This window comes from Streptomyces arenae (assembly GCF_022343545.1).
Lineage (GTDB): Bacteria > Actinomycetota > Actinomycetes > Streptomycetales > Streptomycetaceae > Streptomyces > Streptomyces humi.
On sequence record NZ_JAKQYH010000018.1, the window covers coordinates 177,328 to 192,548 of the forward strand.

Consider the following 15,221-nt stretch of genomic DNA (forward strand, 5'->3'; position numbering starts at 1 on the left):
GTTATGCGGGGGCGAGAGTCATGCCGAAAGCAGGGAAGGATCTTTCTTCCACTTGAGGATCTTGTCGAAGCTGACCACCGTGCCGCCGCGGCCCGGTTTGCTGCCGATGTGGACGTGGTCGGCGAGTTCCCTGATGAGACAGAGCCCCCTGCCGTGTTCGGCGTCGAGGCGGGCGGGTCTGATGTCCTGGGTGCGGGCGAACCCCGGACCGATGCCCGGACCCGAATCGGCCACCTCGATACGGCACTTCTCGCCGTCCAGGTAGGCGGTGACCCGGTACGCCTCCGAGGTACGGCCGGCCCCGCCGTGCTCGACGGCGTTCGCGCAGGCCTCGCTGAGGGCGACGGAGAGGTCGTAGGAGATGTCGGGATCGACGCCCGCGGTCTCCATGGTGCCGATCAGCAGCCTGCGGGCGAGTGGCACGCTGGCGGCCTCACGCCGCAGATGGAGTGACCACCAGATGCTCATGCTCCAGCCTCCCGGCCGCGGCTCGACATACCGATACCTATTGCCAGCCGTGCGCGGGTGTAAGCACTCCGTTCATGTGAGAACGCCCATCCGGGGGATGCGCCTGGGGAGGTTTCGGTGTATGAGCGGCGGGTTCGGGACAAAATCGATCTTCCGCTTCTCTTTCTTGTTCTCCTGCTGTTCCCCTCTCGTTTCCCGCCCCGAAAGCCCTCCGCCGCCCTGCGCGACGCCTTCCGCTTCGGCCGCGCCCGGCCGGCTCCCGGCCGCCGCCGGACCCCGTCCGACCCCGGCGCCCCGGGCGTCCCGGCCGTCCTCCGCGAGGCCTTCCAGCGTTTCCGGTCGTAACGGAATCTTCCGGACCTGCCGTCAAGGAGGCCCGGGTCCAGTGCGATGATGAGCCCGCCATGACTGCCCCCCGCCCGCGCACCGCGCGTCCCGGAAGCGGACTGCGGCTCCTGCGGGCCGCGGTGTTCGCCGCGCTCTGCGTCGTACTGGCCGCGGCGGGGCACACCCTGGCGTCCTGCGCGACCGTTCCGCTGTGGACGCTCGGCGCGGGTTTCCTGGGCACCCTGGCACTCGTCGCCCCGCTGACCGGGCGGGCCCGCTCGCTGCCGGGGACCGTCGCCCTGCTCGCGGTCCTGCAGACCGTGCTGCACACGCTGTTCGGGCTCGGCCAGCACGGCGGTACGGCGATGGCCGGCGGTTCCGCGATGACCGGCTCCGGGATGTCGTCGGCGACGGCGGCGGGCGACGCGGCGCTGGTCCAGCGGGCCGCCGAGCTGGTGTGCGGGGCCGGGGTGGGGCAGATCAGCCCCGCTCACGCGTACAAGATCCTCACCGCCGCGCACCTCGGCACCTCGGGCTCGGCCCTCGGCACCTCCGGCTCGGCCATGGACATGAGCGGAACGGCGTCGGACGCCGGGTCCTCCGCCCTGATGCTGCCCTCCGTGTCCATGCTGCTCGGTCACCTGCTGGCGGCCGTCGTGGCCGGCTGGCTGCTGCGCCGGAGCGATCTGGCAGTGCTCCGGCTGGTCGACCTGTCGGCGCACGGAGTCGCCGAGGGAGCGCTCGTCCGCTCACTGCGCGGCGCGCTCGCGCTGGCGTGCGCACTGTGCGCCGGGCTCGTCGCGGTGCCCGAGGCGCCCGCGCGAGGCGGTCGCGGCGCCTGGGACGAACCGCCCGCACCGCACACCGTCACCCTCCAGCACTCCCTGCTCCGGCGCGGCCCGCCGGCGGCCGCCGCACTCGTTCTCGCCGCCTGACACGACGCGACCAGAGCACTCCCCCGGAGTTCGTCCGGAGGGGCCTGCCGCCGTCGTGCGGCACGCGCGCGTGCGTGCGCATCCGCCCGCACGCCCCCTCGACGACAGAACTCACTCGGAGTGGAGTGCTCCTGCCATGAAGGCTTCTCGTCTCGCCGCCGTCACCGCCGTCGCGGGTACGGCCGTACTCGCTGTCTCCTCGCCCGCGTTCGCGCACGTCAGTGTGCAGCCCGAGGGCACCGCCGCGAAGGGCGGTTACGCGGTCATCGACTTCAAGGTCCCCAACGAGCGCGACAACGCCTCGACCACCAAGGTCGAGGTCACCTTCCCCGCCGACCACCCGATCGCGTCCGTGATGCCGCAGCCGATGGCCGGCTGGAAGATCGACGTCACCAAGTCCAAGCTGGCCAAGCCGCTGGAGATGCACGGCGAGAAGATCGGCGAGGCGGTCACCAAGGTCACCTGGACCGCCTCCGACGCCAAGGGCATCGAGCCGGGCTACTTCCAGAAGTTCCCGCTCTCCGTGGGCGCGCTTCCGGAGAACACCGACGAACTGGTCTTCAAGGCGCTGCAGACGTACTCCAACAAGGAGGTCGTCCGCTGGATCGAGGTCCAGCAGAAGGGCCAGGAGGAGCCGGAGAACCCGGCCCCGGTCCTCACGCTGTCCGCCGCCACCGACGACCACCACGGCTCCACGACCGCCGAGGACACCGCCGCGGAGACCGCCGCCAAGACCGGGACCACGGCCTCCGGCGACGCCGGTTCGTCCGGCGGCGACACCACCGCCCGCGTCCTCGGCATCGTCGGCATCGTCGTCGGCGCGGCCGGAGTCGCCTACGGCGTACTCGCCGGCCGCCGCCGGTCCACGGGCTCCGAGGCCTGAGTACCACGTCCGTGACGCGCACAGGGGGTCGTGCGAGGCTGTCGGGGCTCCGCGGCCCCGTACGACCCCGGTGCGCGCCGGATCTCTCACATCTGGGACATTTTTCTATGCGCAAGAAGACGTTCGCCGCGGCCGCCCTGCTCGCCGCCGCCACCCTCACCCTCTCCGCCTGCGGCAGCGGCGACGACGCCACATCGCCCGTCACCGTCGTCGCCGGGGACAACTCGAACAAGGCCGCGACCATCCTGGACCAGCCGTTCGAGAAGCCGGACCTGGTCCTCACCGACACCCAGGGCAAGAAGTACGACCTGCGCGCCGAGACCAAGGGCCGGCCCACGCTGATCTACTTCGGCTACACGCACTGCCCCGACGTCTGCCCGCTGACCATGAACAATCTCGCGGTCGCCAAGAAGGCGCTCTCCAAGGCCGACCAGGCGAAGCTGCGGGTCGTGTTCGTCACCACCGACCCGGCCCGTGACACCCCGTCCGAACTCGGCAAGTGGCTCAAGGGCATCGACTCCAGCTTCGTCGGCCTGACCGGCGACTTCGCCACCATCCAGGCCGGCGCCCGGACCCTCGGCATCTCCATCGAGCCGACCCACAAGGACAAGAAGACCGGCAAGGTCGTCTCGGTGCACGGCACCCAGGTCATCGCGTTCTCGCCGAAGACCGACGGCGGTTACGTCCTGTACGGCGAGAACGCCACCGTCGACGACTACACCAAGGACCTCCCCAAGCTGATCAAGGGGGAGAACCCGTGAGGCGCCCGGGTCTGACCGTCCGCCGTCCGGGTCTGACCGTCCGCCGTCCGGCCCTGACCGGAAGGCGGCTTGCGCTGACCGGTGTGGCCGCCACCGGCACCGCTCTGGCGGGCGCGCTGGTCCTGGTGGGCTGCGGCGGCTCGGCCGCCTCGGGGGCCGAGTTGTCGGTGGGCGCCTCCTACATGCCCCAGCCGGTCTCCGCCGACATGGCAGCCGGGTTCCTGACGATCACCAACAAGGGTGGCACGAAGGACGAACTGACCTCCGTCACCAGCGACTCCGCCGGCGAGATCACCATGCACGAGACCAACGGCGGCGCCATGGAGGAGGTCCGCTCCTTCGAGGTGCCCGCACACGGTCAACTCGTGTTCAAAAGCGGTGGCAACCATCTGATGTTCGAGAAGCTGAAGCACCGCCCGGAGCAGGGCGACACGATCACGCTGAAACTCAAGTTCGCCGAATCCGGTCCGCTCACGGTCGAGATGCCGGTGAAGTCCGCCACGTACAACCCGTCGACCGGACACTGAGGGAGGGACCGACCTTGACGCGGACCATCACCCCCCGCCTGCGCACCCTGGTGCTGCTGATCCTCGCCGTCGCCGGCGCACTGCTGGCCGGGGCCGGGCCGGCCTCCGCGCACGCCGCGCTGACCGGCAGCGACCCCGCCCAGGGGGTGGTGGTCCCGAAGGCGCCCGACCAGGTCTCCCTCACGTTCTCCGAGAACGTGTCGCTGAACAGCAACTCGATCCGGGTCCTCGACCCCAAGGGCAAGCGGGTCGACACCGCCAAGCCGGACAACCTGTCCGGGACGACCTACGGGGTCCAGCTCAAGACCGGCCTGGGCAAGGGCACGTACACCGTCGCCTGGCAGGTCGTCTCGGCGGACAGCCACCCCGTCGCCGGCGCCTACACCTTCTCCGTCGGGGCGCCGTCCGCGACCGTCGCCTCGGTCGGGGACCAGGAGGCCGGCGGCGGCTTCGTCGGCTGGCTCTACGGCTTCGGGCGCTACATGTCGTACGCCGGCTACATCGTGCTCGTCGGCGGCGCCGCGTTCGTGCTGGCCTGCTGGCAACGCGGCTCCGGTGTCCGGGCCCTGCAACGGCTCGTCGTCGGCGGCTGGCTGACGCTCACCGCGGCCACCCTGTGGCTGCTGCTCCTGCGCGGCTCCTACACCACCTCCGGCAGCGTCGGCGACATCTTCGACCTGAACCTGCTCGGCCAGGTCCTACAGACCAAGACCGGCGCTGCGCTGGTCTCCCGGCTGCTGCTGCTCGCCGCCGCCGCGCTGTTCATCGCGGTGCTCTTCGGCGCCTACGACAAGCGCGAGGAGGGCGCGGAGAAGCGCGACCTGACCTTCGGACTCGCCATCGGCGGGACCGTCGTGGCCGCCGGGCTCGCGGCGAGCTGGGCCATGGCCGAGCACGCCTCCACCGGACTCCAGCCGGGCATCGCGATGCCGGTCGACGTCGTCCACCTGCTCGCCGTCGCCACCTGGCTCGGCGGCCTCACCGCCCTGCTGGTCGCCCTGTACCGGGCGCCCGCCGACACCCCGGTCGGGTCCGCGGCGGTACGACGCTTCTCCCAGGTCGCCTTCGGGAGCGTGCTGGCACTGGTCGGCACGGGCGTCTACCAGTCCTGGCGCCAGCTCGGCTCCTGGTCGGCGTTCACCGACACCGCGTACGGACAGCTGCTGCTGGTCAAGATCGCGCTCGTGGCGCTGCTCGTCGGCATCGCGTCCATTTCGCGGCGCTGGACGGGCCGGCTCGCGGACACCGCACTGACCGAGACCGGGGAGGAGACCGGGAGGGCCACGGGCGGGGAGGAGACCGCGAAGGTGCCGGCCGGGGCAGAGACCGGAAAGGCGTCGGCCGGGGAGGAGACGGTCAAGGCGTCCGCCGCGACGAAGCAGGCCGAGAAGGAGAGGGTCAAGGCGTCCGCCGCGGCCAAGGAGGCGTCCGGCACGGCCCGCGCCCGGGTCACCGGGCCCGGCGAGGAGGCGTCCGCAGGGAAGGCCGCTCCCGGCGACCACGACACCGACCCCGAGCGCGCCGCGCAGCTGGCCCGGCAGCAGACCGCCAAGGACCTCGCCCGGCAGAAGCGCGTCCGGGACGCCGACCCCAACCGCTTCGGCCTGCGCCGCTCGGTGCTCGCGGAGGCCGGGGTCGCCGTCGCCCTGCTCGCGGTGACGACCGTGCTGACCCAGACCGAGCCGGGCCGGACCGAACTGGACGCCAAGGCCGCCGCCTCGTCGTCCTCGGCGTCCTCGTCGTCTTCGTCGTCCTCCTCGTCGGACTCGTCCTCCGGTGCGCTGACCCTCGACATGTCCTTCGACACCGGCGGCAAGGACGGCAAGGGCGTCGTCCGCGTCGACCTCGACCCCGCGACCGTGGGCAGCAACGAGATGCACGTCTACGTCCAGCGGCCCAACGGACGCGCCTTCGACATCCCCGAGGTGAAGGTCGCCTTCACGCTCGACGCCAAGAAGATCGGGCCGCTTCCCGTGGCACCGGACCACATCACCACCGGGCACTGGGCCGCCAACGGCGTGCAGATCCCCATGGCCGGAGACTGGACGGTCTCCGTGACCGTGCGGACCTCCGACATCGACCAGGTGACCGTCTCCAAGCACGCGCAGATCGGCTGAACCGCACCATGGCTGAACCGTCCCAGTCCCTTCGTACCCCGGTCACCGGGGAAGCCCCCTCGGCCACCGCCACGGGCGGCGTCAGCCGGCGCGCGCTGCTCGGCACGGCCGGGGCCACCGGGCTCGTGCTCGGCGCCGCGGGCGCGGGTGTCGGCTACGCGGCCGCGCCCGCCCAGGCCACCCCGCTCAGCTCGGTGGGCTCCGGCGAGGCGATGTTTCACGGGAAACATCAGCCGGGCATCACCGAGGGTCTTCAGGCGCGCGGCCATCTGGTCGCCTTCGACCTGGCGGCGGGCGCGGGCCGCGCGCAGGCCGCGGCGCTGCTGCGCCGCTGGTCGACGACGGCCGGGCGGCTGATGGCGGGCGAGCCAATGACGCAGGACGACACCGAGGTGGCCCGGGACGCGGGTCCCTCGTCGCTGACGATCACCTTCGGCTTCGGCAACAGCTTCTTCGCCCGCACCGGGCTGGAGAAGCAGCGGCCGTCCGCCCTGGACCCGCTGCCCGACTTCTCCTCCGACCACCTGGACAGGTCGCGCAGCAACGGCGATCTGTGGGTGCAGATCGGCGCCGACGACGCGCTGGTCGCCTTCCACGCCCTGCGCGCCCTCCAGAAGGACGCGGGCAGCGCGGCCCGGGTGCGCTGGCAGATGAACGGCTTCAACCGCACCCCGGGCGCCACCGCCCACCCCATGACGGCCCGCAATCTCATGGGCCAGCTGGACGGCACCCGCAATCCGAAGCCGGCCGACCCGGACTTCGACGAACGGATCTTCGTGCCCTCGTCCGGCGAGCCCGCCTGGATGGCGAACGGCTCCTACGCCGTAGTACGACGGATCCGCATGCTCCTCGACGACTGGGAGAAGCTGTCGCTCGCGGCCCAGGAGAACGTGATCGGGCGGAAGAAGTCGAACGGGGCACCGCTGTCCGGAGGCACCGAGACGACCCCGATGGACCTGGAGAAGTCGCGGTCCGACGGCGAGTACGTGGTGCCGGTCAACGCCCATGCCCGGATCACCCGGCCCGACCAGAACGGGGGCGCGGCCATCCTGCGGCGCCCGTTCTCGTACCACGACGGGATCGACGCGGACGGGACGCCGGACGCGGGGCTGCTCTTCGTCTGCTGGCAGGCGGATCCGCTGCGCGGGTTCGTGCCGTTGCAGCGGAAGCTGGACCGCGGGGACGCGCTGTCGCAGTACATCCGGCACGAGGCGAGCGGGCTGTTCGCGGTGCCGGGTGGCGCGGCCGAAGGGGAGTACGTGGGGCAGCGGCTGCTGGAAGGCTGATCCCTCGGTGCGCTTCCGGGTTTCAAACCACCCGGTCGAGTGGTTCCGGTGAGACAGGTCGGCTTGGCGTTCCTGGGCCCATTAGGGTGAGGGACATGCCAGCGAGCTATGCGTATCTCGGTCCTGAAGGCACCTTCACCGAAGTCGCTCTGCGCACGCTTCCGGAGTCCGCCACCCGGGAGCTCGTCCCCTACGTCTCCGTGCAGTCGGCACTGGACGCCGTACGGAACGGCGAGGCCGAGGCCGCGTTCGTGCCGATCGAGAACTCCGTCGAGGGCGGGGTCACCACGACCCTCGACGAGCTGGTCGCCGGCCAGCCGCTGATGATCTACCGCGAGGTGCTGCTGTCGATCACCTTCGCGCTGCTGGTCCGGCCGGGCACCAAGCTCTCCGAGATCAAGACGGTGACCGCGCATCCGGTCGCCCAGCCGCAGGTCCGCAACTGGCTGCGGGCCCACCTCCCCGAAGCCGTCTGGGAGTCCGCCGCTTCGAACGCGGACGGCGCCCGGCTGGTCCAGGAGGGCCGCTACGACGCCGCGTTCGCCGGTGAGTTCGCGGCCGAGCGGTACGGTCTGGAGGTACTGGAGGCCGGGATCCACGACGCGGAGAACGCGCAGACCCGGTTCGTGCTCGTCGGCCGTCCGGCCCGGCCCGCGGCCCCGACCGGCGCGGACAAGACCTCGATCGTGCTCTGGCAGAACGAGGACCACCCCGGTGGCCTGCGTGACCTGCTCGGCGAGTTCGCCACCCGGGGCATCAACCTGATGCTGCTCCAGTCCCGGCCGACCGGTGCCGGCATCGGCAACTACTGCTTCTGCATCGACGCCGAGGGGCACATCTCCGACCGGCGGGTGGCGGAGGCCCTGATGGGGCTGAAGCGGATCTGCCGCCAGGTGCGGTTCCTGGGCTCCTATCCGCGGGCGGACGTCCGGCCCGGCGAGACCGTGGGCCCGACGCTGCCCGGGACGTCCGACGAGGAGTTCGTGGCCGCCTCGGACTGGGTGGCGCGCTGCCAGGACGGCCGCTTCTAGCCAGTCCCACCTTCGTATCTTCGTTATCCACAGGAGTTATCCACAGGCACTCTTCTCGACCTGGGGACAAGTCGACAGCACCACGTGAGTCTGTCGACAAATCGTCCTACGGGCCGCCGATGCGCCCCCGGTCGCCCGCATCACCCTTCGTCCACTCGTTTCCCATGGTTCATCTTTTGGAGCGATGCCTTTCCACTCGAAAGTGGGTGTTGTCCCGGTTTGAACCGGGAATTCCTCTCTTCACAGGGGTGTTACGGAGTGATCAATTCCGGAGGTCACACCTCATCCACACACCCTGTGGATAACTTTCGCGAGAGCGCGGGCCCCTGTGGACAACCACACCTCCAAGTTCCGCTCTCCACAAGGAAATCGAGTCAACCGCAGCCCGTCGACGTGCCCCGTCCCGGGGAGTGAGACACTTTTTATTGACACGCTCGGCAATTCCGTCATAACGGAACGTATGTAGCGAATCGGAACACGTAGGAATAGTGATTCGTGAGCGGCAACCCCACACCGGTAGCCTTGGCTCCGTGATTGACCTTCGCCTGCTCCGTGAGGACCCCGACCGTGTGCGCGCGTCCCAGCGCGCCCGTGGAGAGGACGTCGCGCTCGTCGACTCCCTCCTGTCTGCCGACGAGCGGCGCAGGTCCTCGGGCGTCCGCTTCGACGAGCTGCGCAACGAACAGAAGTCGCTCGGCAAGCTCATTCCCAAGGCCTCGGGCGACGAGAAGGCCGAACTGCTGACGCGGGCGAGCCAGCTCTCCGCCGACGTCAAGGCCGCGGACGCCGAGCAGCACGAGGCCGACGAGGAGACCAAGCGCCTCGCGCTGCAACTGGGCAACCTCGTCCACCCCGACGTCCCGGTCGGCGGCGAGGAGGACTTCGTCGTCCTGGAGACGCACGGCACCATCCGCGACTTCGGCGCCGAGGGCTTCGAGCCCAAGGACCACCTGGAGCTCGGCGAGGCGCTGGGCGCCATCGACGTGGAACGCGGCGCCAAGGTGTCCGGCTCGCGCTTCTACTACCTGACCGGTGTCGGCGCCCTTCTCGAGCTGGCGCTGGTCAACGCGGCGATCGCGCAGGCCACCGAGGCCGGCTTCGTCCCGATGCTGACCCCCGCGCTGGTCCGCCCGCGCGCCATGGAGGGCACCGGCTTCCTCGGCCAGGCCGCCGAGAACGTGTACCACCTGGAGAAGGACGACTACTACCTGGTCGGCACCTCCGAGGTCCCCCTCGCCGCGTACCACATGGACGAGATCCTGGACGCCGACCAGCTGCCGCTGCGCTACGCGGGCTTCTCGCCCTGCTTCCGCCGTGAGGCGGGCACGTACGGCAAGGACACCCGGGGCATCTTCCGGGTGCACCAGTTCGACAAGGTCGAGATGTTCTCCTACGTCGCCCCCGAGGACGCGGAGAACGAGCACAAGCGGCTCCTGGACTGGGAGAAGCAGTGGCTGACCGGCCTCGAGCTGCCCTTCCAGGTCATCGACGTGGCCTCCGGCGACCTCGGCGCGTCCGCCTCGCGCAAGTACGACTGCGAGGCGTGGATCCCCACCCAGGGCAAGTACCGCGAGCTGACCTCGGCCTCCAACTGCGACAGCTTCCAGGCCCGCCGGCTGTCCGTCCGGATGCGGGACGGCAAGAAGGTGCAGCCGCTCGCGACGCTCAACGGCACGCTGTGCGCCGTACCGCGCACGATCGTGGCGATCCTGGAGAACCACCAGCTGGCCGACGGCTCGGTGCGCGTGCCCGAGGTGCTGCGCCCGTACCTGGGCGGCCGGGAGGTACTGGAGCCGGTGTCCCGGTGACCTTCCCCTACGGGCTCATCGCCACCGACCTCGACGGGACGCTGCTGCGCTCCGACGAGTCGATCTCCGGGCGCACCCGTGACGCGCTCGCCGCGGCCACCGCGGCGGGCGCCGCGCACATCGTCGTCACCGGCCGCGCGGTCCCCTGGACCCGGCACATCCTCGACGACCTCGGCTACGACGGCCTCGCCGTCTGCGGCCAGGGTGCGCAGGTGTACGACGCCGGGTCGCACCGGCTGCTGACCTCCGTGACGCTGGACCGTCAGCTGGCCGGGGTCGCCCTGGCGAAGATCGAGGCCGAGGTGGGCCCGCTGTACCTGGCGGCGAGCCGGGACGGACTCGACGGCGACGTGCTGGTGGGCCCGGGGTACGCGGTGACGGGCCACCTTCCGGCGACCCCGTTCACGGACGCCGCGGACCTGTGGTCGGCACCCCTGAACAAGATCTACATACAGCACCCCGAGCTGTCCGACGACGAGCTGGCCGAGGCGGCACGACAGGCCGCCGGTGGCTTCGTCACCGTCGCCATGGCGGGCCAGGGCATCGTGGAGCTGCTCCCGCTCGGCCTGTCGAAGGCCACGGGCCTGTCGCTGGCCGCGCGCCGGCTCGGCCAGAAGGCGGCCGGCACGATCGCCTTCGGCGACATGCCGAACGACATCCCGATGTTCGCGTGGGCGGCGCGCGGGGTGGCGATGGCCAACGCCCATCAGGAGCTGAAGGCGGTGGCCGACGAGGTGACGTCTTCCAACGAGGAGGACGGGATCGCCGTGGTGCTGGAGCGTCTGCTCGGCTGAGGTCGTCGGTTGCCTGCGAGTGTGTGGGGGCTGGTCGCGCCCACGCGGCGGAGCCGCACATTGATACAGCCCCGCGCCCCTTGCGTGGGACCACTCATGCGTGCTCACAAATTCTGCGGAGGATGCACGAATCGAACGTGCGCGGGCTTTTCAGACCCGACCACGGCTTAGCAAGCCGGTGCCTTACCACTCGGCCAATCCTCCGGGTGGGCGGCCCACGCGAGAGCGACCATCGCGTGCTCGAAGCGGCCGCCCCGGGCAGCTACACGGCGATCCGCCGAAGGCTGCCCTGACGGGAGCGGGACGTACTGTCGTGCATGGACATCGTCCGGCTCCTCTCCCGGCTGGTGGGTGACACAACAACTGTGCCTCCGCGCCGAGTTGGACGCCAGTGATTATCTGAGAGGCGCCCACCGCAAGCGCCCCGCCAGGGGCGCGATGAACTGCGCGACCGGCCCCCACCGGCGCGCAGCCGAAGAACGGCTTACCGGCGCCACCACTTGCGCCGTGCCTTGCTGAAGAACCACCCCGCGGGCGCCTCGTCGGACCGCCACGGCTGTGGCTCCGGCTTCTCCGTGCGCCACCGCGCCGCCAGCATCCGCGCCCGGGCGGACGGCTCCGAGGTCTCGGCCGACCGTATGAAGTCCTCGTTCAGAACGACGCCGTCCCAGTCCTCCGCCATCCCCGTTCCTCTCCACAGAACGTCCCTGTTGCCCAGTCTGCCCGGGCACGGATGAAGTCCCCGTCAACAAGCCGGCCGTCTACTCCTCGCCCGCCAGTGTCAGCGAGCGCAGCTTCTGTCCGGCGTACCAGGTCGCCAGGACGGTCACCACGATCAGCAGCACCGTGGCCGTCGTCAGGGACACGTCCGACGTGACCAGGTCGCCGCCCGTCACCTTGTGGGCGACCGCCAGCGACCACTGCTGGACGCTCAGCGTCCGCGCACCGGGGACCAGGGAGCCGAACAGCGCCTCCCAGACCAGCGCGTAGACCAGCCCGAAGACCACCGCGTGCCGGGACACCGTGCCGAGGAGCAGGAAGAGCGCCGCGTAGGTGATCGACGCGACCAGCGCGGCCACCGTGTAGGCGACGGCGATCTGCTGGCCGTTGCCGTTCAGGATGAAGCCGGCGATCAGGGTCGGCAGGGCGGAGAACACCATCGTCACGGCGATCGCCACGATCAGCTTGGTGAAGATGATCGTCGGCCGTTTGATCGGCTTGGACAGCAGGTACACCACCGAGCCGTCGTCGATCTCGGGTCCGATCGCGCCGGTGCCGGCGATGACGCCGATGAGCGGCACCATGGTGGCCAGGGCGAGCCCGCCGAGCAGGTCGGCGGCCGTCTGGTCGTCGGCTCCGGCGAGGGCGCGGACGACCACGGAGATCACGATCAGCAGCAGGGGCAGCGCGCCCAGGATGAGGGCCCGGCGACGGCCGAGCAGGGCCCGGTAGGTGAGCCGGGCGACTGTGGGGTCGTACATCTTGGGCCTCCTACGCCGCGACCAGGTACGAGAACACGGATTCGAGGGACTCGTCGGACGGCGAGACCGTGAGCAGCCGGATGCCGTGGTCGCGGGCGACCTTGGGCAGCAGCGCGGTGAAACGGCCGAAGTCGACGGCCTGGATGCGCAACGCGCCCTCGGTCACGTCCACTTCGATGCCCGCGGTGGAGGGGTCGGCGATGAGCGCCGCCGCGAGCGCCCGGTCGTCGCTGGAGCGGACCAGGTAGCGGTGCGGGCGGTCGGTCATCAGGCGGCGGATCTTGCGGAAGTCGCCGCTGGCCGCGTGCCGTCCGGCGACCACGACCTCGATGTGCCAGGCCAGTTGCTCGACCTCTTCGAGGATGTGCGAGGAGAACAGGACCGTGCGGCCCTCGTCGCCCATCCTGCGCAGCAGGTCCATCAGCTGCATGCGCTGGCGCGGGTCCATGCCGTTGAAGGGTTCGTCGAGCAGGAGCAGGGACGGGTCGTGGACCAGGGCGGAGGCCATCTTCACGCGCTGACGCATGCCCTTGGAGTACGTCTGGATCTTGCGGTCCTGGGCGTACTCCATCTCGACGGTCGCGAGCGCCTTCTGGGCGGCCTTGGCGCCGAGTCCGTGCAACTCGGCGTTGGCGACGACGAACTCGCGGCCGGTGAGGAAGTCGTACATCGCCTCGCGCTCGGGGACGATGCCGATGTGCTTGTAGATCGCCTCGTTGCGCCAGACCTGCCGGCCGTCGAGGGTGACCGTGCCGGTGGAGGGGGCGAGGAAGCCGCCCATCATGTTGATGAGGGTGGACTTCCCGGCGCCGTTGGGGCCGAGGAGGCCGGTGACTCCGGGGCCGATGGTCATGGTGATGTCGTTGACGGCCACCACGTTGCCGAACCAGCGGGATACGTGGTCGATGGAGAGCGTGGTCACAGTCCCACCTTCTTGTAGCGGCGCAGCAGCAGGCCGTAGGTCGCGGCGACGAGACCGAGGATGACGAGCAGGTACACCGCGCCCTGGCCGTGCGTGGGTCCGTCGCTGCCCGGGAAGGTGTTGGTGCCGCCGAGCAGTCCGCTGCTCAGCCCGCCGATCAGGGTGACCGGCGAGAACAGGCCGATCCACGGGACGGCGCCGGAGCTGCCCTGGGCGTCGGCGATGGCCTGGAGGGTGGAGACCGCGCCGTAGGAGATGGTCAGTACGGCGATCACGGCGGCGATGCCGAAGCCGCGGCGCGGCGTGACCGACGCGATGACCAGGCCGATGCCGGCGAACAGCAGGGACAGCAGGGCCACCGAGACCAGTCCCTGGCCGAACCCCTTGCTCTGGTGGGCGAAGTCCATCTTGCTGAGCAGCGCGCCCAGGTACAGCACGAGCAGCGGGGCACCGGTGAGGATGAACATGGCGGAGGCCAGGGCCGCGAACTTGGCCCGGACGTAGTCGGCGGTCTCGATGGGCCGCGAGAAGTACAGCGGGATGGTCTTGAAGCGCAGGTCGCGGGAGACGGCCTGCGGTGCCTGCGAGGCGACGTACAGGCTGATGACGGCCTGCATGATGATCGCGTACCGGGTGTAGGACACCGGCAGGTCGTGCGCCTTGGTGGCGACGGCGACGGCGACCATGATGGCCGCCGGCACGCACATCACCGCGAACAGGAGCATCGGCAGCACCTTGGACTTGACCGAGCGGCCGAGGCCGTAGGAGCCGCGCAGGGTCTGCGAGTACAGGGAGAGCCGGGCGTAGCCGCGGCCGAGGCGCGGGCCGTCGTAGCCGCGGTAGCCGATGTCGTGGATGCGGGACTGGTCCCCCGCGGGGGTGGCCAGGGGCTGCTCAACCGCCATGGACGGCCGCCTCCTTCCGCTGCTCGTCGCTGCTGGTGAACACTTCGGAGATGTGGTGCCGGCGCTGCTCCATGCGCACCAGGCCGAGGCCGAGGTCGGCGACCACGTCCCGGACCAGGTCGTACGTCTCCTCGCCCTGGGCGGTGAGCAGCAGGATGTGGCCGGCGCCGGGCAGACCTGCGCCCTCGTTGTCGGTCTCCACCCCGCGCGCGGTGAGCGCCTCGCGGACCGCGCGGGTGCCGTCCGGGTGTTCGTCGCTGTCGGTGACCTCGATCGCGAGGGTGGTCGTGGTCTGGGTGAAGTCCGTGGTGGAGCTGGAGCGCAGCAGCTTGCCGCCGTCGACGACGACCACGTGGTCGCAGGTGCGCTCCAGTTCGCCGAGCAGGTGCGAGGTGACCAGGACCGAGATGCCGAAGTCCGTGTGGATACGGCGGATCAGACCGAGCATCTCGTCGCGGCCGACCGGGTCGAGGCCGTTGGTCGGCTCGTCCAGGAAGACCAGCTGCGGGTCGTGCACCAGGGCCTGGGCGAGCTTCACGCGCTGCTTCATGCCGGTCGAGTAGCCGCCGATGGGGCGGTACCGCTCCTCGTAGAGGCCGACATGGCGCAGGGTGTCCGCGGTGCGCTCGCGGGCGGCGGTGGGCGGCAGGCCGGACATCCGGGCCATGTGCACGACGAACTCGGTGGCCGAGACGTCGGGCGGCAGGCAGTCGTGCTCCGGCATGTAGCCCACCCGCTCGCGGATGGCCGCGCCCTTGGTCGCGACGTCGAGGCCGAGCACCTCGGCGCGGCCCTCGGTCGCGGGGGACAGACCCAGCAGGATCTTGATCAGGGTGGACTTGCCGGCGCCGTTGGCTCCGACGAGTCCGGTCACACCGGGTCCGATGTCCACGGACAGCCGGTCGAGCGCGGTCACCCGGGGGAACCGCTTGCTCAGGCTTTCGGTCGCGATCACAGTCACAACGTCGAAGGTAGT

General features: G+C 70.6%; 15 protein-coding genes and 1 tRNA gene. 9 read left to right on the forward strand and 7 right to left on the reverse strand.

The annotated features are described in order from the left end of the window. Window positions 1–18 precede the first annotated feature (18 nt). Window positions 19–468 carry an ATP-binding protein gene (locus tag MB828_RS10045; RefSeq protein ID WP_133023762.1) on the reverse strand — a complete coding sequence of 150 codons (450 nt, stop codon included), beginning with the start codon at window positions 466–468 and terminating at the stop codon, window positions 19–21. Between the two features lie 404 nt (window positions 469–872). On the opposite strand from MB828_RS10045, the gene MB828_RS10050 reads away from it, so the two are divergent. The 9 genes from MB828_RS10050 (at window position 873) to MB828_RS10090 (ending at window position 10,937) form a co-directional block, all read left to right on the forward strand. Continuing rightward, the gene (locus MB828_RS10050; RefSeq protein ID WP_301647865.1) at window positions 873–1,730 is read left to right on the forward strand and encodes a hypothetical protein; all 858 of its coding nucleotides are present in this window, start codon (window positions 873–875) and stop codon (window positions 1,728–1,730) included. 136 nt (window positions 1,731–1,866) lie between these two features. Beyond that, entirely contained in the window at window positions 1,867–2,613 is a 747-nt protein-coding gene (locus MB828_RS10055; RefSeq protein ID WP_301647866.1) for a YcnI family protein, read from the forward strand. Window positions 2,614–2,720: 107 nt separating this feature from the next. Further along, window positions 2,721–3,374, forward strand: a complete 654-nt coding sequence (locus MB828_RS10060) for an SCO family protein (RefSeq protein ID WP_301647867.1) — start codon at window positions 2,721–2,723, stop codon at window positions 3,372–3,374. A gap of 74 nt (window positions 3,375–3,448) precedes the next feature. Continuing rightward, on the forward strand, window positions 3,449–3,901 hold the full coding sequence (locus MB828_RS10065) for a copper chaperone PCu(A)C (RefSeq protein WP_301647977.1): 453 nt from the start codon (window positions 3,449–3,451) through the stop codon (window positions 3,899–3,901). A 14-nt stretch (window positions 3,902–3,915) separates the two neighbouring features. Further along, window positions 3,916–6,018, forward strand: a complete 2,103-nt coding sequence (locus MB828_RS10070; protein ID WP_301647868.1) for a copper resistance CopC/CopD family protein — start codon at window positions 3,916–3,918, stop codon at window positions 6,016–6,018. A gap of 8 nt (window positions 6,019–6,026) precedes the next feature. Continuing rightward, window positions 6,027–7,304: an iron uptake transporter deferrochelatase/peroxidase subunit gene (gene efeB / locus MB828_RS10075; RefSeq protein ID WP_301647869.1), complete on the forward strand. Its 1,278-nt coding sequence runs from the start codon at window positions 6,027–6,029 to the stop codon at window positions 7,302–7,304. 95 nt (window positions 7,305–7,399) lie between these two features. Beyond that, entirely contained in the window at window positions 7,400–8,335 is a 936-nt protein-coding gene (gene pheA / locus MB828_RS10080; RefSeq protein ID WP_133023756.1) for a prephenate dehydratase, read from the forward strand. 530 nt (window positions 8,336–8,865) lie between these two features. Then, on the forward strand, window positions 8,866–10,143 hold the full coding sequence (gene serS, locus MB828_RS10085; protein ID WP_301647870.1) for a serine--tRNA ligase: 1,278 nt from the start codon (window positions 8,866–8,868) through the stop codon (window positions 10,141–10,143). Next, the gene (locus MB828_RS10090; RefSeq protein ID WP_301647871.1) at window positions 10,140–10,937 is read left to right on the forward strand and encodes an HAD family hydrolase; all 798 of its coding nucleotides are present in this window, start codon (window positions 10,140–10,142) and stop codon (window positions 10,935–10,937) included. Before serS ends, MB828_RS10090 begins: the two co-directional genes overlap by 4 nt. Window positions 10,938–11,053: 116 nt before the next feature. On the opposite strand, the gene MB828_RS10095 is transcribed toward MB828_RS10090, so the two are convergent. From MB828_RS10095 to MB828_RS10120, 6 genes are all read right to left on the reverse strand, one after another. Further along, window positions 11,054–11,141 (reverse strand) — tRNA-Ser (locus tag MB828_RS10095). Between the two features lie 280 nt (window positions 11,142–11,421). Continuing rightward, window positions 11,422–11,619: a hypothetical protein gene (locus MB828_RS10100; RefSeq protein ID WP_133023754.1), complete on the reverse strand. Its 198-nt coding sequence runs from the start codon at window positions 11,617–11,619 to the stop codon at window positions 11,422–11,424. 79 nt (window positions 11,620–11,698) lie between these two features. Continuing rightward, window positions 11,699–12,418, reverse strand: coding sequence for an ABC transporter permease subunit (locus tag MB828_RS10105; protein ID WP_301647872.1), 720 nt, complete (start codon window positions 12,416–12,418; stop codon window positions 11,699–11,701). 10 nt (window positions 12,419–12,428) lie between these two features. Beyond that, entirely contained in the window at window positions 12,429–13,340 is a 912-nt protein-coding gene (locus MB828_RS10110) for an ABC transporter ATP-binding protein (RefSeq protein WP_133023752.1), read from the reverse strand. After that, window positions 13,337–14,245, reverse strand: coding sequence for a membrane protein (locus MB828_RS10115; protein ID WP_046727557.1), 909 nt, complete (start codon window positions 14,243–14,245; stop codon window positions 13,337–13,339). The genes MB828_RS10110 and MB828_RS10115 overlap by 4 nt, the downstream gene beginning before the upstream one ends. Beyond that, window positions 14,235–15,200: an ABC transporter ATP-binding protein gene (locus tag MB828_RS10120; RefSeq protein WP_133023751.1), complete on the reverse strand. Its 966-nt coding sequence runs from the start codon at window positions 15,198–15,200 to the stop codon at window positions 14,235–14,237. The genes MB828_RS10115 and MB828_RS10120 overlap by 11 nt, the downstream gene beginning before the upstream one ends. Window positions 15,201–15,221: the final 21 nt, after the last annotated feature.